Origin of the sequence: Kitasatospora sp. NPDC005748 (assembly GCF_040630735.1) — a bacterium.
Lineage (GTDB): Bacteria > Actinomycetota > Actinomycetes > Streptomycetales > Streptomycetaceae > Kitasatospora.
Window position 1 is genome coordinate 40,800 of record NZ_JBEXYD010000016.1, and the last position, 18,650, is coordinate 59,449.

General features: G+C 72.9%; 17 protein-coding genes and 1 pseudogene. 7 read left to right on the forward strand and 11 right to left on the reverse strand.

The window, feature by feature from the left end; all coding sequences use genetic code 11:
- Positions 1-188 precede the first annotated feature (188 nt).
- Complete coding sequence (locus ABZ495_RS14955) at positions 189-608, forward strand: hypothetical protein (RefSeq protein ID WP_359836089.1); 420 nt, start codon at positions 189-191, stop codon at positions 606-608.
- A gap of 352 nt (positions 609-960) precedes the next feature.
- On the opposite strand, the gene ABZ495_RS14960 is transcribed toward ABZ495_RS14955, so the two are convergent.
- Positions 961-1,656, reverse strand: coding sequence for a fasciclin domain-containing protein (locus tag ABZ495_RS14960; protein ID WP_352286814.1), 696 nt, complete (start codon positions 1,654-1,656; stop codon positions 961-963).
- Between the two features lie 59 nt (positions 1,657-1,715).
- Complete coding sequence (locus tag ABZ495_RS14965) at positions 1,716-3,290, reverse strand: molybdopterin-dependent oxidoreductase (RefSeq protein WP_359836091.1); 1,575 nt, start codon at positions 3,288-3,290, stop codon at positions 1,716-1,718.
- A gap of 258 nt (positions 3,291-3,548) precedes the next feature.
- Here ABZ495_RS14965 and sigK point away from each other — a divergent pair, with 258 nt between their 5' ends.
- Both sigK and ABZ495_RS14975 read left to right on the forward strand, forming a co-directional pair.
- Entirely contained in the window at positions 3,549-4,133 is a 585-nt protein-coding gene (sigK, locus tag ABZ495_RS14970) for an ECF RNA polymerase sigma factor SigK (RefSeq protein ID WP_359836093.1), read from the forward strand.
- Positions 4,130-4,900 (forward strand): anti-sigma factor, encoded by a 771-nt coding sequence (locus tag ABZ495_RS14975; protein ID WP_359836094.1) that lies wholly within the window; start codon positions 4,130-4,132, stop codon positions 4,898-4,900. Before sigK ends, ABZ495_RS14975 begins: the two co-directional genes overlap by 4 nt.
- A gap of 137 nt (positions 4,901-5,037) precedes the next feature.
- Here ABZ495_RS14975 and ABZ495_RS14980 read toward each other — a convergent pair whose 3' ends face one another.
- The 3 genes from ABZ495_RS14980 to ABZ495_RS14990 form a co-directional block, all read right to left on the reverse strand.
- On the reverse strand, positions 5,038-5,895 hold the full coding sequence (locus tag ABZ495_RS14980; RefSeq protein WP_359808880.1) for an SDR family oxidoreductase: 858 nt from the start codon (positions 5,893-5,895) through the stop codon (positions 5,038-5,040).
- 102 nt (positions 5,896-5,997) lie between these two features.
- Entirely contained in the window at positions 5,998-6,462 is a 465-nt protein-coding gene (locus tag ABZ495_RS14985; RefSeq protein WP_359836096.1) for a hypothetical protein, read from the reverse strand.
- A gap of 188 nt (positions 6,463-6,650) precedes the next feature.
- Positions 6,651-7,169, reverse strand: coding sequence for a MarR family transcriptional regulator (locus ABZ495_RS14990; protein ID WP_352286799.1), 519 nt, complete (start codon positions 7,167-7,169; stop codon positions 6,651-6,653).
- 219 nt (positions 7,170-7,388) lie between these two features.
- Between ABZ495_RS14990 and dacB the strand changes: the two genes are divergently transcribed.
- The gene (dacB, locus tag ABZ495_RS14995; protein ID WP_359808886.1) at positions 7,389-8,996 is read left to right on the forward strand and encodes a D-alanyl-D-alanine carboxypeptidase/D-alanyl-D-alanine-endopeptidase; all 1,608 of its coding nucleotides are present in this window, start codon (positions 7,389-7,391) and stop codon (positions 8,994-8,996) included.
- A 319-nt stretch (positions 8,997-9,315) separates the two neighbouring features.
- On the opposite strand, the gene ABZ495_RS15000 is transcribed toward dacB, so the two are convergent.
- Positions 9,316-9,759, reverse strand: coding sequence for a hypothetical protein (locus ABZ495_RS15000; RefSeq protein WP_359836098.1), 444 nt, complete (start codon positions 9,757-9,759; stop codon positions 9,316-9,318).
- A gap of 140 nt (positions 9,760-9,899) precedes the next feature.
- Here ABZ495_RS15000 and ABZ495_RS15005 point away from each other — a divergent pair, with 140 nt between their 5' ends.
- Positions 9,900-10,439: a winged helix-turn-helix domain-containing protein gene (locus tag ABZ495_RS15005; RefSeq protein WP_359836100.1), complete on the forward strand. Its 540-nt coding sequence runs from the start codon at positions 9,900-9,902 to the stop codon at positions 10,437-10,439.
- Positions 10,436-10,750, forward strand: a pseudogene (locus tag ABZ495_RS15010) (DDE endonuclease); the annotation flags it as partial. The gene ABZ495_RS15005 and the pseudogene ABZ495_RS15010, both read left to right, overlap by 4 nt.
- Positions 10,751-10,794: 44 nt before the next feature.
- Here the strand turns inward: ABZ495_RS15010 and ABZ495_RS15015 are convergent.
- Positions 10,795-11,208, reverse strand: a complete 414-nt coding sequence (locus ABZ495_RS15015; protein WP_359836103.1) for a hypothetical protein — start codon at positions 11,206-11,208, stop codon at positions 10,795-10,797.
- Positions 11,209-11,633: 425 nt separating this feature from the next.
- Between ABZ495_RS15015 and ABZ495_RS15020 the strand changes: the two genes are divergently transcribed.
- A complete protein-coding gene (locus ABZ495_RS15020) occupies positions 11,634-12,485 on the forward strand; it encodes a hypothetical protein (RefSeq protein WP_359836105.1) in 852 nt (283 codons plus the stop codon).
- A gap of 148 nt (positions 12,486-12,633) precedes the next feature.
- On the opposite strand, the gene ABZ495_RS15025 is transcribed toward ABZ495_RS15020, so the two are convergent.
- Genes ABZ495_RS15025 through ABZ495_RS15040 form a run of 4 tightly spaced genes read right to left on the reverse strand, consistent with a single transcriptional unit; the run spans position 12,634 to position 18,519 of the window.
- Entirely contained in the window at positions 12,634-13,113 is a 480-nt protein-coding gene (locus tag ABZ495_RS15025) for a hypothetical protein (protein WP_359836107.1), read from the reverse strand.
- A complete protein-coding gene (locus tag ABZ495_RS15030) occupies positions 13,110-15,212 on the reverse strand; it encodes an integrase (protein WP_359836109.1) in 2,103 nt (700 codons plus the stop codon). The genes ABZ495_RS15025 and ABZ495_RS15030 overlap by 4 nt, the downstream gene beginning before the upstream one ends.
- Positions 15,209-16,924 (reverse strand): hypothetical protein, encoded by a 1,716-nt coding sequence (locus tag ABZ495_RS15035; protein WP_359836111.1) that lies wholly within the window; start codon positions 16,922-16,924, stop codon positions 15,209-15,211. Before ABZ495_RS15035 ends, ABZ495_RS15030 begins: the two co-directional genes overlap by 4 nt.
- Before the next feature lie 32 nt (positions 16,925-16,956).
- Positions 16,957-18,519 carry an integrase gene (locus ABZ495_RS15040; RefSeq protein WP_359836113.1) on the reverse strand — a complete coding sequence of 521 codons (1,563 nt, stop codon included), beginning with the start codon at positions 18,517-18,519 and terminating at the stop codon, positions 16,957-16,959.
- Positions 18,520-18,650: the final 131 nt, after the last annotated feature.

Here is an 18,650-nt window from a genome sequence, read left to right on the forward strand (position 1 = left end):
GGGACGGGCGACGGGCGGGCGGGCGGCGGGGAGGCGAGCCACGGCCTGCCCCGGCGGCACCGTGCGGTTGCGCGAACGCGCACCCCGCGAAGGCCCGGTGAACCCCTCGGACCTGAGCAGCCGTCACCTCGACAGAGGAAGCCGTCCGCCGGACGGGCGGCTCCGGTCCGCGCTACTGAGGAGTACCCGTGAAGAAGATCAAGACGGCGGTGGCCGCCGCCGTTCTCGCCGGTGTCGCGTCGATGGCCGCGCCCGCCAGCGCGGTGGCGGAGCCGATGCACTGCACCAGCCCGGCCTGGGGCGGCGAGTACCTCTGCGGCGGCGAGTTCGGCCAGCCCGGCATGGCCGAGTACGGCTACCGGGACGGTCGCCGACAGGTGTTCGTCATCGGCACCGACCACGCCGTGTGGACGCGTTCGAGCAGCGCGGCCGGCAAGAAGACCGCTTGGACGTCCCTGGGCGGCTACCTGATCGGTGGCGTCGGCATCATCGCCTCGGACACGGGCGGGGGCCAGTTCGAGGTCGGCGCGAGGGGCACGGACGGCGGCCTCTGGGCCCGGGGCCACGCCGCGAACGGCAGCTGGACGGCCTGGGCCCGGATCGCCTAGCACCCCGACTCTCCCGGCCCGTCGGGCATGCGAGCGTGCGCGCGTCGACGTCGGCGGCGAGCCGCGGCAGGGCCGTGGCCGAGCCGCGTCGTCGTGCCATCGCGCCGCCGGCCGTGCCCTGGCGACGATCTCCCCGCCCGGTGTCCGGCGGGGAGTTCGTCGTTTCGGCTGCCGGGCGGTCTCACGGAGGGCCGCCGCCCCCGGCGTTCACCGGCCTCCGCACCGGGACCCGGATCGTTGCGGGCCGCGCTGGAGGCCGGGCCGCACGAGTGAGGGGCCGTTCGCCCGGTGGACGCGGCCCCCGGCCCTGGGGCATGGGGCCGGGGACCGCGGTCGGTGGGGCGCCGAAGGGTCAGGAGGCGGGCATCAGCACGGTGTCGACGATGTAGACGGTGGCGTTGGCGGTCTGCACGTTCCCGCAGAGGACCTTGGCGGACCCGTTGACGGCGAACTCGGGCGTGGCACCCGTGACGGTGACCTCGTCGGCCTCCAGGGTCTTGTGCGCGCCGGTCAGGGCCGTCGGGGCCAGGCGCTGCGGGACGACGTGGTAGGTGAGGATCTTGGTGAGCTTGTCCTTGTCGGCGAGGACGGCGTCGAGGTCGGCCTTGGGCAGCTTGGCGAAGGCGTCGTTGGTGGGGGCGAAGACGGTGATGTTCTTCGCGGAGTTGAGGGTGTCGACGAGACCGGCCTTCTTGACCGCGGTGACGAGGGTGGAGAGCAGCGGGTTGTTGGAGGCGGCGGTGGCGACCGGGTCGGCGGCCATGCCCGTGAAGGAGCCGGCGCCGTCCTTGGGGACGGCGGTGCAGGCGACGCCGAACGGCTGCCCGGTCATCGCCTGTCCGGCCGTGCTCGCCCCGGCCGTGCTCTGGGCGGCCGGGGAGTCCGGCACGGGTACCGGGTTCGCGGCCCCGGTGGTCGCGGCCGCCGCGGTCGGCGCCGGGCCGGCCGCCGTGGAGCTGTCGTCGCCCCCGCAGGCGGTGAGCGTGGCGGCGAGGACGCCGCCGACGAGCAGGGCGGTGACGGGCTTGCGGCGCAGGATGGTGGTCATCGGTTTCTTTCTCTTTCGGATGGATGGTGCCGTCCCGCTCGGAGCGGGGGTCGGGCGGTTCACAGGACGGTGACGACGGTGCTGTGCCAGCCCGTCGCACCGGCCGGGAAGGGCGGTCTGCGGGTCTCCTCCTGGACGGCCCCGGTCGCGTCGGTGGCGCGGACCTCCAGGCGGTGCGTACCGGGCGCGGCCGAGCGCCAGGTGTGGTGCCACTGCCGCCAGACGTCGGGCCCGGCGTCCGCGGCGAGCACCGCCTCCTGCCAGGGCCCGCCGTCGACGCGGACCTCGACGGCGGCGACGCCGCGGTGGGTCGCCCAGGCCGTGCCGGCGACGGTGACGTCCCCGCCCGGCACCCGTGCGAAGGCGGCGGGAACGTCGATGCGGGAGGCGGTGCGCACCTCGCCGGTGCGGTCCCAGCCGCGCTGCACCCAGTACGGGTCGCGGGCGGCGAAGGTGGTGACCTCCAGGTCGACCAGCCACTTGGTGGCGGAGGTGTAGCCGTAGAGGCCCGGGACGACGGTGCGGCAGGGGAAGCCGTGTTCGACGGGCAGCGGCGCGCCGTCCATGCCGATCGCCAGCAGGGCGGCGCGGCCGTCCAGGACCGACGCCACGGGTGTGCCGATGGTCATGCCGTCCTCGGAGCGGCCGAGCAGCTGCTCCGCACCGGTCCGCAGACCGGCCCGGCGCAGCAGGCCCGGCAGCGAGACCCCGAGCCAGCGGGTGGTGCCCGCGTACGGGCCGCCGACCTCGTTGGAGACGCAGGTCAGGGTGTGGTCGAGTTCCTCCATCGGCAGCGCGAGCAGCTCGTCGAAGGACAGTTCCAGGGGCCGGTCGACCAGGCCGTGGATCCGCAGTGTCCAGTCGCGCGGGTCGATCCGGGGCAGGGTCAGGGCCGTGTCGACGCGGTAGAAGTCGGCGGTCGGCGTGCGCAGCGGTGGGAGTCCGGGGATCCGTGGCCCGGCGGCGGGCGGCAGCGCCGGCAGGGGGCGGGCCGGTGGCGGGAGGACGACGGCCGCGCGGGCGGCGCCGACGTCGGTCCGTCGGTCGGACAGGTACCGGGCGCCCGGGCCGAGACCGGCCGAGAGCGCGACGACGGCGCCCGCGGTCAGGACCTCCCGGCGTCCCGGACTGCCCGGGACGGGGGGCCGCCGTCCGGCGGTCCGGCGGGGCAGCAGGACGAGCAGGACGGCGGCGGCGGCCAGCGCGGCCGCCGCCGAGGGCAGGGCGTCGACGGGCCGTGCGCCCGGGCGGGCGAGTGCCGCCCAGACGCCGAGCGCACCGAAGGCGGCCGGCAGGACGACGGCCGCGGCCCGGCGGTGGGCCGCCACGGGCCCCAGGCCGACGGCGAGCAGTGCCATGACGGTGTAGATCCCGGTGAGGAGCACGGTCTTGTCGGAGGTGCCGAAGGAGCGCACCGCCCACTCCTTGACCGCGGTGGGCGCGAGGTCGATCGCGGCCGAGCCGATCGCGATCACCGGGGCCGCCTGCGGGCGCAGGAGGGCCGCCGCCGTCTCACCGACGGCGAGGGCCGCGCAGGCGGCGGCCGCGCCGAACGCCATCAGGGCCGGCAGCGCTCCGGCACGGTCGCGGCGCCCGGCGCGTCGGGTGGTCACATCGTTGCTCACACTCCCCATTCGGTCGGCTCGGCGCCGCGGATGGGTCCGTCGCCCGGGTTCACTCGATCGGGTGAGGGGGGCGACCGGATCCGTCCGAAGGCAATCCGCCGGCCTGCCGGAGGCGAATACCGTGCGACCGATGAACGACATTCCTGAAACCCCGAACCAGGCCCGGGCGGTCGCCGTGCCTGCCGCACGCGACCGTCCGACCGGCACGCCTCGCCGGTGCGTCCGCCCGGCCGGTCACCGGAGTTGCGGATCGCGGGGGCGTGGCAGGTGACCGCCGTCGCCTTCCTGCCCGGCCGCTCCGAGCCGCCGGGCGACCTCAAGGCGGTGATGGCGCTCGTCGCCGCCGGTGATCACGAGGCGTTCGCCCGGCTGTACGACGCGGTGGCCGGCCCGGTGTTCGGCCTGGTTCGCCGGATCCTTCGGGACGAGGCCCAGTCGGAGGAGGTGACGCAGGACGTGATGCTGGAGGTGTGGCGCGGCGCGGCCCGCTACGACCCGCTACGCGGGGAGGTACTGCCCTGGGTGATGACCATCGCCCACCACCGTGCCGTGGACCGGGTCCGGCACTGCGAGGCGGCGGCCGACCGCGACCGGACGGTGGCCGCCGGCAGCCGGGAGACGCCCTTCGACGAGGCCGCCGAAGGAGCCGGTACCCGGATGGAGCGACAACAGGTCCGGCACTGCCTGCGGCGCCTGACCGATCTGCAGCGCGAGTCCGTCCTGCTGGCGTTCTACCAGGGCCTGACCCACCGGGAGGTCGCCGAACGGCTGAGCACCCCGTTGGGCACCGTCAAGACCCGGATGCGCGACGGTCTCATCCGCCTGCGCGACTGCCTGGGAGCCGGATCATGACCGCCCCCGCCGACAGCGATCTCCACCTGCTCACCGGCGCGTACGCGCTGCACTCCCTCGACGCGGACGAACGTGACGCCTTCGAGGCCCATCTCGGCGGGTGCGAGAGCTGCGGGGAGGAGGTGGCGGGCTTCGCCGCGGCCCTGAGCCGGCTCGGTACGGCCCAGGCGGTCGAGCCACCGCCGCGGCTGCGGGCGGCACTGCTGGCCCGGCTGGAGCGGGAACACCAGTTGCCGCCGCTCCCCCGGCACACCGGCGCGGCCGCGCCCCGGGTCGCGCCGCCCGGCGTCCGCCGGCGGGCCCGCTGGCCGCGGTTCGCCCTGGCCGCCTCGCTGGCCGCGACCACCGCGCTCGGTGTCCTCGCCGTGCAGCAGCACGAGCAGGCCCGGCGGGCGCGTTCCGACGCCGGGCAGTTGCGTGCCCGGCAGGCGGCCTTCGGCGAGTTGCTGACCGCCCCGGACGCCCGGGTGAGCACCGTCACCGCCGGTTCGGGTGCCGGCACCGTGGTCTGGTCGGCCGACCGCAACCGGGCCGGGTTCCTCGCCACCGGCCTTCCCGATCCCGGGCCCGGCCGCGTCTACGAACTCTGGCTCGACCACGCGGGCACCTACCTCCCGGCCGGTCTGCTGCCGGACGGCGACGGCGCCCTCCTGCTCACCGCGCCCCTGGACGGTGCCCGGGCCGTCGGCCTGACGGTGGAGCCCGCCGGCGGGTCGGTGCGGCCGACCGGCGAGCCCGTGCTGGCCCTGCGGCTGGGGCGGACCTGACGCCCGGCCGCCCGGCGCGCCGCCGGGCGGACCGCGCAGCGGATCTCGTGGCACGCAGGCCCGGGGGCCCGACCGCTGCGGTCGGGCCCCCGGGGCTCGGCTCCCGCGCCGGAGCCGGGGCGGGAGTCGGCGGTCGGCTACCGGTCGAAGTGGTGCCGGTGTTCGGCCAGGAAGGCGTCGAGGGTGCGGGGCGAGCGGCCGAGGACGTCGGCGACGGTGCTGGTGGGTGTCTCGGGTCGGGCGACGGCCAGTCGCTGGATCTCCACGACGTGGTCGGCGAGCCAGTCGGGCATGCCGGCCCGGTGGACGAGGTTGTCGCGCATCTCGTCCGGGGCGAGGTCGACGTACCGGATCAGGCGGCCGGTCACCGCGGTCAGCCGGGCGGCGAGGTCGGGATGGGAGACGGCCTCCGGTCCGGTCAGGGTGTAGGTGCCGCCCGCGAGGTGACGGCGGGTGAGCACGGCGGCCGCGACGTCGCCGATGTCGCGGCTGTCGACGTAGTTGCAGGGCGCCTCCCCCATCGCGCCGAGGATGACCCCCTCGGCCACGGCGGGCGCCAGGCGCAGAAGGTTCTGCATGAACGCGTAGGGCCGCAGGACGGTGCCGGTGAGTCCGGAGGCGCGCAGGTGTGCCTCGACGGCGTGGTGTCCGCGGGATATCGCGACGGGCGAGTCCGGCTCGGCGGCCGGGGCGGAGACCTTGACGACGTGTCCGATGCCGCTGACCACGGCGATGTCGATGACGCGGGTTTCGAGCGCGACCTGCGCGGGGCTGTTGGCCATGGCGAGGAAGAGCTGGTCGGCGCCCTCGAAGGCGGCGCGCAGCGAGTCGGGGTCGCCGGCGTCGGCGTACCGGACCTCGACGAGCCGGTCGTGCCGCGGGCCGGCGGTGCCGGGGAGCGGCCGCTGCGGGGTGCGGGTGAGGGCGCGCACGGGTACGTCGAGTGCGCGGAGGCTGTGGAGCAGGGCGGTTCCGGTGGTTCCGGTCGCTCCCATGACAACGATCATCGGGTGTCCTCACATACCTGGTGTATTCCGCGGCGGCGGGTGCCGCCTGGTTCGGTGCCGGCCGAGGCCGGGGCCGCGGCCGGATTACGGCTACGGCCGGGGCTTCGCGACGGTGCCGCGCCAGCGCAGGGTGACGATGGTGGTGGCGAGCACGGCGGAGACGGGCAGGTCGATGCGCAGCCGCCGCAGCCAGGGGGCGGCGGGAAGCGCGGTGTGCGCCGGCAGCCATGCGGCGACGAACCACCCCAGCCCCGCCGCCACGCCGGCGGTCGCGACGACGAGCAGCACGGTCAGCACGGGCCGCGGCAGGACGAGGGTCCAGCGCCGTGGCCGCCCGCCGTGCCGCAGCCAGGCGCCGACCAGGAACGCCACCACGGCGGAGGTGCCGGCGATGGAGGTGCCGGCCGCCACCGTGAGGTCCGCCTGACCGGTGACCACCCCCGCGGTACCGGCCATCAACGCGGGAGCGGCGTAGGCGGTCAGCACCTCGCGCCACAGGACGAACGGCCGGGCGGCCGCCCGGCTCGGGGCGGTCCGGTCCTTCGTTGCGGGCATGTCGGCCTCTTCTTCTCGTTCGGGTTCCGAAAGGCGAAAGGGTTCGACCGGGCGGCCGGACGGGCCCACCCCGGTCAGGTAATTAGTTGGCTAATTACTACTCCGTGAAAAGGGCTCCCATCCACGGGACGGGAGCCCGGGCCGGCCTACGGCCGGGGTCGGCCGAATGGGCCGGGGTCAGTCGGCGGTCAGTCGGCGGTCAGCGCCGAACTGCCGCGCACGACGCGGGAGAGCAGGTCCAGGAACACCGTGCGCTCCTCGACGGTGAGCCCGCCCACCATCGCCTCCAGTCGCCCGAAGTGCTCGGGCGCCATGTCGCGAAGGCGCTGCGCACCGCGCGCGGTCAGGACCGCCACCGTGCCGCGCCCGTCCTCGGTGGACGGGCGCCTGGCGACCAGGCCCTCGCGTTCGAGTCCGTCGAGCAGGCCGGTGACCGTGGCCCTGGAGACGTCGAGATCGGCCGCCAGCTGCGAGGGGGACTTCTCTCCCCCGTGACCTTCGAGGTCGGAGAGCAGGCGGTAGCGGCCCGTCGAGAGTCCGAACCGGGCGAAGTGCGCCTCGGCCGCCCGGCCGACTCTCGCGCCCGCGGAGATCAGTCGCACGGCGACCAGCACCGCCTGCGGATCGACCTCCAGCCCGTAGTGCCGCAGCTGCCATCCGGCCTGCTCCAGCGTGGGCTGCTCACCGTCGCCACCGTCCCTCGTCATGTAGATAATATGGCAGCTAATGACTTGGCCCGTCAAGGAGCCGCCGGCATTCACCGAAAGGCGCCACCCGACGGCCGGACCCCGGAGTGACGGCAGGACGTGTGGCGGGAGGGTGAACCGCGCTCCGGCCCCAGCGGCCGGGGCCACCGCCCGGGTATGTCTCGCGGAATGTCCGACCGTCAGGACGGCGCCGGTACCCGGCCCAGAACAGGTGGATCCATGAGTTCGACCCCCAGAAGTCGTCGCGTCCGGGCCGCGGCCCTCCTCACCAGCCTCGCGACCGTGCTCGTCCCCGCGCTGACGCTCGGCACCGCCGCGCCGGCCGCCGCGCACGGTGACGAGCTGAGCGCCGAGATCCGGGCCATCATGGCCAAGCCCGGCTACGAGCACGCCCAGTGGGGACTGCTGGAGCGGGACGGCACCACCGGCGAGGTCATCCACTCCCAGTTCCCCGACCAGTTCTTCCTCCCCGGCTCGACGGCCAAGCTGCTCAGCGTCTCGGGCGCCTGGCACGCGCTGGGCGGTGACCACGAGTTCACCACCCCCGTGCAGGCCGTCGGGCAGCAGAACGGTTCGGCTCTGGACGGCAACCTGGTCCTGATCGGCCAGGGCGACCTCACCATGGGTGGCCGCACCGCGCCGGACGGCTCGGTCTCCTACACCCCGATCGACCACACCTACGCCAACGACGTGCCCGGCGCGACCCTCACCCCCGAGGACCCGCTGGCCGGGCTCGACCTGATCGCCCGGCAGGTGCGTGATGCCGGACTCACCCGGATCGACGGCGACGTCGCCGTCGACACCCGGCTCTTCAGCTCCTTCCCTGGCCTGGACCCGACTCCCACCCCGCTGATCGTCAACGACAACGTCATCGACCTGCTGACCACCCCGACCGCCCCGGGCCAGAGCGCGCAGCTGACCTGGCGTCCCCAGGTCGCGCCGTACCAGGTCGAGTCGACGGTGCGGACGGTCGCGGCGGGCAGTCCGACCGACCTGACGGTCTCCGCCTCCCCCGACGGCACCCGGATCACCGTCTCCGGCACGATCGCGGCCGACGCCCCGCCCACCCTGCGGATCTCCCCGGTCCAGGACCCGGCCGCGTTCGGGCGCACCGCCCTGATCGAGGCCCTCGGCCGCGCGGGCGTCACGGTCGCCGCCGCGCCGACCGGGCCGAACCCGACCGACAAGGTGCCGGACTCCTACGACGGCACCCGACGGGTGGCCGCCTACGTCTCCCCGGTCTACGCGAAGTACGCCAAGCTGATCCTCAAGGTCAGCCACAACCTCGGCGCCAACCTGGCCATCTGCCTGATGGCCGTGACCGCGGGCAGCCACCAGTGCGAGGACGGCTTCCCCGTCCTCAACGCGTTCCTGCGCGGGGCCGGGATCGACCCGACCCAGGCCCAACTTCTCGACGGCCGCGGCGGAAACCCGGTCGACCGGGTCACCCCGAGGATCGAGACCGACATCGTGAACTACTGGCAGAACACCCCGGAGGCCGCCCGCTTCCGCGACGCGCTGCCGATCCTCGGCGTGGACGGCTCGCTGGCCGGCGCGTGCGCCGGCTGCCCCACCTGCCCCGGCAAGGGCAAGGTCTGGGCCAAGCCCGGCAGCGTGGTCGGCGAGGACGGGCTCAACCAGCGGCTCGCCGTCGGCGCCCAGACCCTGGGCGGCTACCTCGACGCCGGCCACGGCCGGCTGAACACCTTCTACCTGGCCGTGAACGGCGCGTCCACGCCCGACATCGACGGCATCCTCGACGAGATCAACGACCTGGCCCGGATCGCGGGCCTGCTGCAGCAGGAGGCCGAGGCACGCAACGGCTGAGGTCCGAGGCCGTCCGGCGGGCCCGGCCGGACGGTGACCGGCGGGGGTACGGCCGCAGCCGGGGCGCCCCCGGCCGTGCCCCCACCCGGGTGCCTCCGGGGTGCGGGTCAGGTCCGGGCCTCGCGGCGACAGATCCGGTCGTGCTGGCGGATGCCGATCAGGGCGGCTTCGAGGCGTGAGGCCACTGCGCCACGAGGAGGGCGTACTCCGGCTGGGAGAGCCCTTTCGCCGCTCGCAACAGGGTGAGGGGGCGTGCCATGGGAGAGCCTTGGGTTTCAGGACGGTGCCGGGAGAGGGTCTTCCGGTGCGGTTCCAGATCCTAGGAAGCCCCTTCGGGCTGTGCCAGGCTTCGAGGCACCCCCCTGGGCACGCCCGGCCCGTAGGGGTTGCCCTCCGGGGCCGACTCTGCCGGCGCTTCCTCCGCAGGTGATCGGCCCGGCGGGACGGGCCGCAGGGTGGTGGGGTCGGCGATCAGCCAGGCGGTGTCGTTGTCCTCGCCCCACCGTACGTTCGCGATCCAGGGCAGTTCCGGGCCCGGGCGGCGACGCGCGGTGACCAGGCAGGAGCGCCAGTGGCCGCCGACCCGCGCCCAGGCCAGGCGCCAGCACCGGTCGGCGCCGTCCTCGGCGGGCGTGCCGGCCAGCTCGGCGGGCACCGCAACCGCGTCCCGCCACCGACCGAGGAACGGCGCGGCCGGTGGAGGCGCGTCCTGCGGCTCGGGCAGCGGCCGGACGGTCTCCTCCGTGTACAGGTTCCCTGTCAAGTCAGCGTGTTGTGAGTCGGGCCCGGCACCATGAGGTGTCGGGCCCGACTACTGAGGTTTTCGTTGTGTTGTCGGTGGTGACAGGTTGTGATCCCTGGGGTATGCCGTTGGTATGCGGTATGCGGTATGCGGTATGCGGTATGCGGTATGCGCGGGGTGGGGGCCTGACCGCTGAGCGGCGGGTGTTTCGTGAGCAGGTGCGGTTTGAGGCCAGTGCCCGATTCGGGGCCGGTGAGACAACTTCGGTGATCGCCCGTGACCTTCGGGTCAGCGAGCGGTCGGTGGAGCGTTGGCGTCGGGCCTGGCGGGAGGGCGGCGAGGACGCCTTGCGGTCAGCGGGTCCGGCGAGTGCCCCGAAGCTGTCGGACGACCAGTTCGCCGTGCTGGAACGCGAGTTGGGCAGGGGGACGGCCGCTCACGGGTTCGAGGACCAGCGGTGGACTCTCGCACGGGTCCAGGTGGTGATAGGCCGCCGGTTTCGGGTGCCGCTGTCGGTGACGGCGGTGTGGCGGCTTCTGAAGGCGCACGGCTGGTCATGGCAGGCCCCGGCCCGTCGGGCGCTGGAGCGGGACGAGGGCGCGGTCGAGCTGTGGAAGCAGGAGGTGTGGCCGCAGGTAAAAGCACCGCGGCGGCGCTCCTGGCCTGGCTCGTCTTCGAGGACGAGGCCGGGTTCGCGATGACGCCGCCGCACGCGCGCACCTGGGGCCGGCGCGGGCACACTCCGGTGGTCCGGGTCCGGGGACGCTCCCGTCGGCGGATCTCGGTGGCCGCCCTGTGCCTGCTACAAGCCCGGCGAGCGGAGCAGGATGATCTACCGGCCCCGCTTCCACATGCCGCTCAAGGGTGCCCGCAAGAGCTTCGCCTGGACCGACCGTGACCTCGCCGTCCGAGCACACCTCCAGCTCAGCGGGCCGATTGTCCTGGTCTGGGACAACCTGAACACGCACCTGGCCGTCGGCATCGGTACGCGGCCGAGCACGACTGGCTCACCGGCACCAGACTGCCAACCACCCCACCGACCCCACCCTGAAAACCTCAGTAACCGACGACGCCCTGCCCACGGACGTCCGGGCAGCCGGTGCGATCACCCTGCTGTTCGGCCCGTCCACCGAACGCCTCTGTCACCTGGCCCCCGAACACCTCAAGATCGGTGACAAGCACACCCACCTGATCCTGGGCCGTCACCCCGTGCTGCTGCCCCCGCGACTCGCCGAGGCCCTGCGACGCCTCGCCGAACAGCCACAGCCACACTTCTCGCGATCCCACCCAGGACCTCGATGGCTCTTCCCCGGCATGGTCCCCGGCAAGCCGGTCTCGACGCACGGCATGACCCAGAAGCTCAACCGACACGGCATCCCGGTTCGCACAGCCCGCAACGCGGCGCTGGCCGCCCTCGCTGCCGATCTCCCCAGCCCGATCCTCGCCGACGTGACCGGGATGCACCGACACACCGCACTCCGCTAGGTCGCCTACGCCCGACGGGACTGGGCCGAGTACCTCGGCGCACGAGCTGCAGATTAGAAACAGCAAGGGGTCGGTGGGTAATTTTCAGGCAATCAAGAAGATCAACAATGACGCAGCGTGAGCCACTTGACATCGCTACTCAAAGGGGGAGGCTGGAAGTTGGGAACCGGGCGAGCGAGGGAGCGTTCACCACCGAGCAAGCCATGACGTCATCGCACTTCAGTCACGCCTCGGGTATCAGGTCGCAAAACCCACAGGTCAATTTCCGGCAGACCCTTAGCTCGGGTTCCCCTAGTCCCCATTCCTGACTAGGGGAAACAGCGTGCCTCGGCGTCAAACCGCGGGGGATGTTGGCATCATGGGTGCCGCCCATCGAACGACCCGTGTCCTATTCGAGAAGGGTGTTCGGCATGTCGTTCAGCTCCGATATCAAAGATCTCGTTGGAGCCACCAATGAAGCAATCAAGTTGGCTGAGACGCTCTCAGACTGGGCCGAGCGTTCCTGCATCATCGAGATCGACAATCTGACGGCCGACACCTGGGAGCTCGTGCACCATGGAAGCAGCTCGGGAACCTTTCAGGAGCCTGTGACCACCCGGCTCGCGCCATTCGACCACGTGCTCATAACGGCTGTCTCCAGCGCAATCGCGCAGGGCGCAGTCGGCGAACTGCGCATTCGGTCCTTTGATGTGGACCTAGTACTGAACTATTCCAACCCGTTCCTCGGCGACAACGATCTCGACGTGCGGCCCGAGGGAAGACGGAGCGGCGAGTTCCAACTGGAGACCGTCGCAAGAGACGGTAACAAGAACGCGCAGTTCCGCTGCGCCGTCGGCCAGCCCTACCAAGAGAGCTGGCGCTTCTGCCCCAAATGCCACGCTCTGTTCAACGAGGGCCCTGGCAGCGTTTGCCCCGCCGGCGGCCCCCACGACCCCGTCGGCTGGAACTACTTCCTGCTTCACGACGTACCCGCGCACCCGACTCTGCAGGCGGGCTGGCGCTTCTGCCCCAGATGCCTTGCTCTGTCCGACGGGAACCCTGGCAGCGTTTGCCCCGCTGGCGGCCCCCACGTCACCGACGTCGGCTGGAACTACTGCGTTCCCCACGACCTCCCTGATGGCCCCCGGGTCCAGCGCGGCTGGCGCTTCTGCCCTAAATGCCGCGGTGTGTCCGACGGGAACCCCGGCAGCGTTTGCCCCGCTGGCGGCCCCCACGTCACCGACGTCGGTGACGTCTACAACATGGCCCACAAACCCGGCTAACGACCGCTGACGCCGAACGGAGCCGATCCGATTTTCATAGTTGGTGATCGAGACTGCAAGGGAACGTAACGGTTCGTCAGTTCGCCTTCAAGCTGCGTGTGTCCGAGAGGGGTTCTCGTGACTGCTGTTCGCCGCCTCCTGGCAACGGTCATCTGCCGCCGGTGGCGGGCGGGGCGCCGGTGGCGGGTGCTTCGGCTTTCCACGACTCGTCGTGCAGAGGAAGCTGGGGTCTTGCGGGCACAGCGACGATGCGGCCTGGGAGCCGGGCGAGGGCTTCGTGCAGCCGACGGTTCTCCAGGGTGAGCTGGTTGGCTACCTGGACCAAGGCCTGCCGGTCCGCGCGCAGCTGCCGCAGCTCCCGGGCGTCAGCGGCGCGCATTTCCTTGAGTTTGACGATCTGCTTGCGCAGGCGGGCTTCGCTGTCGGGGATCCGGCCGAGGGTGCGGACGCGGGCGTAGAAGTCTTCTCGCAGGTCGGGGTGGCGCTGGGTGAGGGCGTTGCGGGGGACGCCGGCTTCCTGGGCGAGGGCGACGACGGTGAGGGCGCCGTTGGAGTTCTCGGGGGCGCCAGCCAGGATGCGGTCGATGGCGGCGCGGATGCGGGCCCGTTCGTCGGGGGCGGGCGTCATGGTGTCTCCGGGAGGGTGCGTCGTTCGGCGTCGTGGCGTTCGGCGAGGGCGGTGAGCCGCCTGGCGGTTGCGGTGAGGCGGGCGGCGAGCGGGCCGGGGAGGTGCGCGGCCTGCTGGAGGAGGGTGCGGGTGCGCTCGTGCAGCAGGTGGGCATGGTGGTCGGTGCGGGCGATGTTGGCGCAGGCGGGGACGCAGCGGTCGAGGGCTGGGCTGCCGGTGCCGCCGTGGCAGAGGGCCTGGTCGCGTTTGTAGACGCACATGAGCAGGGTGTTCGGGTTGTCGTAGATCATCAGGTCGTCGTTGGCGAGGTAGCGGCGGGCGGTGGTGGCGGTGATCGTGGTGCCGGCGAACTCGGGGGCGCGGGCGGCGGCCTGGATGGCGCGGCGTGCTGCCGGGCCGGAGATGCCGCCGCCGTGTTCGAGGTGCTGGTGGAGGCCGGTGACGGTGTCGCCGACCGCACGGACGGTCTCGATGTCGAGGAGGGTGTGGATGCCGTCGCGGCTGCGGGAGGCGTAGCCGGCGGAGATGGTGGTGCGCAGGTGTCCGTACTGGATGGCGAGGGCGACGAGGCCGCCGGGGCGGCGGGCGATGTGCCAGGCCAGGGTGCGGCGTAGGCGGGCGGTGCTGATCCTGCCGTGGTGGTCGGGCGGGATGGTCTCGTGGTCGAGACCGAGGCGGGTGGCTTCGGTGTTGGCCCAGGCGGTGAAGTCCTCGATCCGGCCGACCATGGTGGAGGGGCAGAGGGCTCCGGTGGCCGGCCGGGCGGAGGTGAAGTCGTGGGTGTGGCTGTCGAAGAGGAGGTGGCCGTCGGGGACCATGCGCTCCAGGACGCGGATGGCGTTGACGACGGGGGTGATGGCGACCCAGGGCAGGGCGCGCTCGGTGCCTCGGGAGAGGTGGTTGCCGTCCTCGTCGCGGGCGGTCTTGAACACGCGGCTGCGGATGAGGTGGCGGCCCGGGGTGCCGTCGGCGTCCGGTTGTGGGGTGGGGCAGCAGCCGGTGCGCAGGCCGAGCGCCTCGCCGGGGCGCATGCCGGTGAGGTAGGCGATGACGATGAAGCAGGCGGTGCCGAGGTGGCGCATCAGGATGGGAGCCTCGTCCAGGTTCACCGCTTCGCGCCACGGGCGTCCGTGCACGGTTGCCCTGATCGGGGTGGGCAGAGGGCACGGCCCAGGCCTGTTTCGGGCCTGGTGTGCCAGGCCTCGTTTGGCGCGGGCGTTCACCTGGTCCATGGAGGCCCCGGTGAGTGCGGCGATGTACTGGCGGGCGAGGACGGTGCGGCCCCGGTAGCGGATCACGGGCAGCGGCGCGCCGGTGTCCTCCAGGCGTTGCAGGTAGGCGGTGAGCGCGGCGCGGCCGGCCTCGGTCGGTTCGGCGGCCTTGGCGGTGACGGGCATGTTCTGGTGTTCGGCCCAGGCGGCGAGGATGTCGTCGGCAAGGTCGTCGACCGTGCGCATCGCCCACACCAGCAGCGGGCCCATCGTCGCCTCGGCGACGGCTTCGGTGCTGTTCTCCCCGCCGGCCGAGGCCGCGGCGGGCAGGTAGTCGTCGGCGCCGCGCTCGTCCCACGGCGGCCGCGCGATCCCGACCGGGCGGGCGCTGAGCCCGTCGAAGGCCCACAGCCGGGTCAGGGCGAGCAGCGCCCGGGTGATGGAGCTGCGGCTGGCACCGCGCTCGCGCAGGTGTGTGGCGTATGCGTCGAGCACCTCGCGGTCGCAGTGGGCGAGGGTGTCGAGGCCGCGGTCGGTCAGCCACCTGGCCAGGTGCATCCACGCGCGGACGGTCGTGGTGGTGCTGTCGACGCTGGTGCGCGAGCGCAGGGTGTGGGCGCGTTCGCGCAGGAAGGTCGGGCGGAGCTCGTCGTTGATCAGCGTCCACGCCAGGAGCCTCAGCTCCTGCTGGAACGGTTTCGGGCAGTTGTGCCAGCGGATCGAGGACGCCGACGCGCTCGGGTTCGCGATCAGCGGCGCCAGGGACCAGGTGCCGTCCTCGAAGCGGGAGTTCAGCTGCGTGGGGACCGCGACGGCGCGCCGTGGGAGGACGACCGGCGTGCGCGGGGAGGGCAGGAACAGGCCGGGATCGGTGGCCGCGGTGGTCATGTGTCGAGTTCTCCGGTGAGCAGGTGGGCGATGATCTCGCGGTCCGTGTCCGTCACGCGCGCGAGGGCCAGAGTCCAGGTGCCGGTGCCGACCTTGGACTTGAGGTCGTCCAGGCGGGCGAAGGTCTCGGCCCAGTCGCCCTGCCACACGGCGGGGTCAAGGGCCGTGTGCAGGTTCCCGAGTGCCTGGTGCAGGTGGGCGAGCCGGGGGTGGTGTCCGGGGTGAACGCGGGCGTTGGTGCAGCCCAGGCACATCAGGAACGACGCCGCGCAGCCACCGCCGGCGGCCGGGTAGGGGCTTGCGGCAGGGTCGCGGCAGTCGGCGGTCGCGGTCTCAAGGTCGCCGGCCTCCGCCTCGTCGCGCATTTCGGCCACGAGCACGGACCGGCGGGCGCGCTCGGCGGCTTCCTCGGCGCCGGCCGCGATGACCGGTACGGCGCCGGCCGCGACCTGGGGGTCGGTCAGGACGTAGGTGGCGTCGTGGGTGGCCTGGCTGTTCTGGCCCGGTTCTCTGCGGTGCAGCGCGTTGACCGTCCGCCGGCCGCGCTGGAACGGAGAGCCGTCCAGGCCCTCCCAGCGGGCCCAGGCGAGCGCGGCCTTCGTCTCGGTGCCGAAGCAGAACGGACCCACCGGGGGCTCGCGGTCCGTATCGGCCAGCGCCCGGACGGCGACGCTCGTTCTCCAGACCAGGAGCAGGTTGTTGCCGGGCGCCATCTCCTGGACCGCGGCGCGGGCGAACCGGGTGGCCTCCAGCGCCTGTGTGATCAGGCGGCCCTTCGAGCCCGCCCCGTCGTCGGTCACGTTGCGCGTCTCGAAGTGGCGGCCCGCCGCCCGGCGCCGTTTCTCCAGCACGATCCGGTAGGTCGGCCTTCCGTCCTCGCCCGCGTCCGGCAAGGCCCGCGGCGTCTCCAGGGCGCTGATCACCGACATGTTCCAGCCGAACTCCGCCAGCAGCAGCACCCCGAGCGCGGTCGCCTCGTGCCGGGACAGGAACAGCCGCTGCCACGTCCGGTCCCCGCCCTGCCCACCGAGCACGCGGACGTACCGGTGCACAACCCCGCGGGCCGTGCTCCCCTCGCGGGTGTAGCGCGGTACGTCACCGGTGCGGGCGAGGCAATCCAGCGCCTCGCCCAGCAGCCAGTCGTCGCCGCCCTGCGGGAACTCGTCCTGCTGCCACCGCTCCAGATGCCGGGCGTTGCCGGCGATCCGCAGCAGAGCCGTCCGAAACGTCCGCCGGGCAGTTCTCGCGACCCGGTCGAACTCCGCCGGGGTGTAGGACCCCGCCGAGGTCGGGGGCCTGTGGCTTCGACGGGCGAGCGCCTCGGCGGCGGCGCCGCTCTGCAGCCGGACGTCCCGCCGCAGCAGCCTGGCCACGTGGACCACGTCCAGGCGCCCCGCCTCCGTGGCCGGCCGGCTCACCACCCACGCGTTCCACACCCCGGCCGTCACCCCCTCCAGGTCCGCCGGCGGGCGCTCCAGGGACGCCAGGAAGGCGGCGAACCGCCTCACGTACCGCCAGGCGGTCCTCCCGGTGGAGTGCGAGGCCCACGCGTGGGGCGTGCAGAACGTAGCGAACACAGCGGCCAGCGACCGCTGCATCGCCTCCCCCACCGGCAGCATCGAAAAGTCATAACTCACGATCCGGCCGGCCGTGTTGAAGTGGTGCACGACCAGCGAGCCGTCCTCCAGCACCTCGGGCCGCCGGTGGCCCACCTGGGGAAGGGCCGCCCCGCGGCCCCGGCCGCTCACGCCGACCCGCCCAGGGCCGGGAGCATCAGGTCGTCGAGGTCCTGGATGCCCTCGCTCTCGCGCGCCAGGCGGGCGAACACCCCGTCCAGCGACCCCGGCCCCGGCACATCGGCGTCGTCCGCCACCGCCAGCAGGGCCCGCAGCTGCAGGTCAGCCACCGGCGCGAGATAGATGCTGCAGGTCGTCTCCCTGCTGGCGTGCCCGAGCAGGTCCTGCACCATCCGCCACGGGTCGCCGTACAGCAGCCGGAAGTCCCTCCGCTCCTCGGGGGTGAGGCCGAACCTTCGGTCCATCAGGTGGTTCAGCACGACCAGCATGTACAGCGCGAAGCTGTTACGGCACGCGTGCGGCGTCGCGTACGGCGCGTACACCCGGTGCGGATCCCGGAAGCGGCTCTCCGGTGGGGTGAGCACCTCCCGGCAGCGGTCGTTGGCCGTGCGGAAGACGCCCTCCCACGAGTCCACCCACAACGGCAGCCCGCGCTCGTTCAACCACAGCCACAACGGCTCCAGACCGTGCTGGCCCTCCGTGTACAGCGTCATCCGGTCCGCGACCGCGAGGTCCGTCAGCCGGCGCTCGCCCCCGGCGCCGCTTCGGTCCCGCCACCGCACCGTCGGCCGCACCCCGCCCAGGACGTCCGTGACGATCCGCACCTCCCCGAGGCCCTCGTAGCGGCCGGCCTGCTGGGCCCGGCGCACCGCCAGGGCCCGTGAGGAGTCGACGTACGTCTCGATCTCCCCGACGACACCGGACGCGACGTAGAACGTCCGCGGCTTCTTCGAGCGGGTCACCGCCGCCGCGATCCGCCCCACGCAGTACCGCCCGCCCTCCAACCGGCGCTGCGGCACCTCGAACACCAGAAGCGATCCGGCCTCGCTCCGCCGCATCCCCGACGAGTACAACAGGTCGACGAAGGCGACGTTGCGGTCCTCCAGCCGGCCAGACCACCCCGGCAGCACGACGCCGTCCCGGCCATGTCCACGCAACCCGACCTCGGCCCACCGCCGGAACGCCCTCGGCGTCAGCCAGTGCACATTGCTGCCCCGGGCGTTCTTCGCCCTCGCCACCGGCGCCACCACCGAGCCGTATGGCCCGGCCACCTGCCGGGTCGCGACCGGACTACGTTGAATGCGGCCGGTCCCGGCGGCCCACGCGTACATGCCCGTCAGCGCGGCCAGCTCGCGATTCCACTTCGACCCGCCGATGAGCCGCGGATTCTCCGGCGCGAACCGCCGCCAGTGCTCGAAGTCCTCCAGATCCCGCTCGACTGCCTGCTCCCAGACGACACCGCGCCCCCACAAAAAGGTGAGGAACAGACAGATGTCCGTCGCGTAGTTGCGCTTCGTCTCCGGCGTGTGCCGCCGGAACGACCCGCACTGCACGTACAAACCCAGCAGCCCGTCCACCCGATGGTCCGGAGCCAGGAAGATCGGATCACCAGGTTTGACTCCTACTGATCTCTGGCGTTCTTCCAGGTCTTTCCAGTCCTCCAGAAGGGCACCTCTTACGCCAGGATGAGCACCTGCACGCGGCACCCAGAAGACCCGCCACTCGGCCAACGCAACTCCCGTGGATCAGCTTCAACACGCTCATCCAACAGGGAATAGATGAACCACCCCCAGGGCTGTGGGCTGTCCGTGTCGGGCGCCCAGCGCACATGGACCACCCAGCAGGCGGCGCCGGGCGGGCG

What these genes read in the sequence shown, in the direction of transcription:
- dacB (WP_359808886.1), top strand. Translation starts at nt 7,389, where the DNA reads ATGAGTTCGACCCCCAGAAGTCGTCGCGTCCGGGCCGCGGCCCTCCTC.
- ABZ495_RS14965 (WP_359836091.1), bottom strand. Translation starts at nt 3,290, where the DNA reads ATGGGGAGTGTGAGCAACGATGTGACCACCCGACGCGCCGGGCGCCGC.
- ABZ495_RS15025 (WP_359836107.1), bottom strand. Translation starts at nt 13,113, where the DNA reads ATGACGCCCGCCCCCGACGAACGGGCCCGCATCCGCGCCGCCATCGAC.
- ABZ495_RS15005 (WP_359836100.1), top strand. Translation starts at nt 9,900, where the DNA reads ATGCGGTATGCGCGGGGTGGGGGCCTGACCGCTGAGCGGCGGGTGTTT.
- ABZ495_RS14990 (WP_352286799.1), bottom strand. Translation starts at nt 7,169, where the DNA reads ATGACGAGGGACGGTGGCGACGGTGAGCAGCCCACGCTGGAGCAGGCC.
- ABZ495_RS14980 (WP_359808880.1), bottom strand. Translation starts at nt 5,895, where the DNA reads ATGGGAGCGACCGGAACCACCGGAACCGCCCTGCTCCACAGCCTCCGC.
- ABZ495_RS14985 (WP_359836096.1), bottom strand. Translation starts at nt 6,462, where the DNA reads ATGCCCGCAACGAAGGACCGGACCGCCCCGAGCCGGGCGGCCGCCCGG.
- ABZ495_RS14975 (WP_359836094.1), top strand. Translation starts at nt 4,130, where the DNA reads ATGACCGCCCCCGCCGACAGCGATCTCCACCTGCTCACCGGCGCGTAC.
- ABZ495_RS15030 (WP_359836109.1), bottom strand. Translation starts at nt 15,212, where the DNA reads ATGACCACCGCGGCCACCGATCCCGGCCTGTTCCTGCCCTCCCCGCGC.
- ABZ495_RS15020 (WP_359836105.1), top strand. Translation starts at nt 11,634, where the DNA reads ATGTCGTTCAGCTCCGATATCAAAGATCTCGTTGGAGCCACCAATGAA.
- ABZ495_RS14960 (WP_352286814.1), bottom strand. Translation starts at nt 1,656, where the DNA reads ATGACCACCATCCTGCGCCGCAAGCCCGTCACCGCCCTGCTCGTCGGC.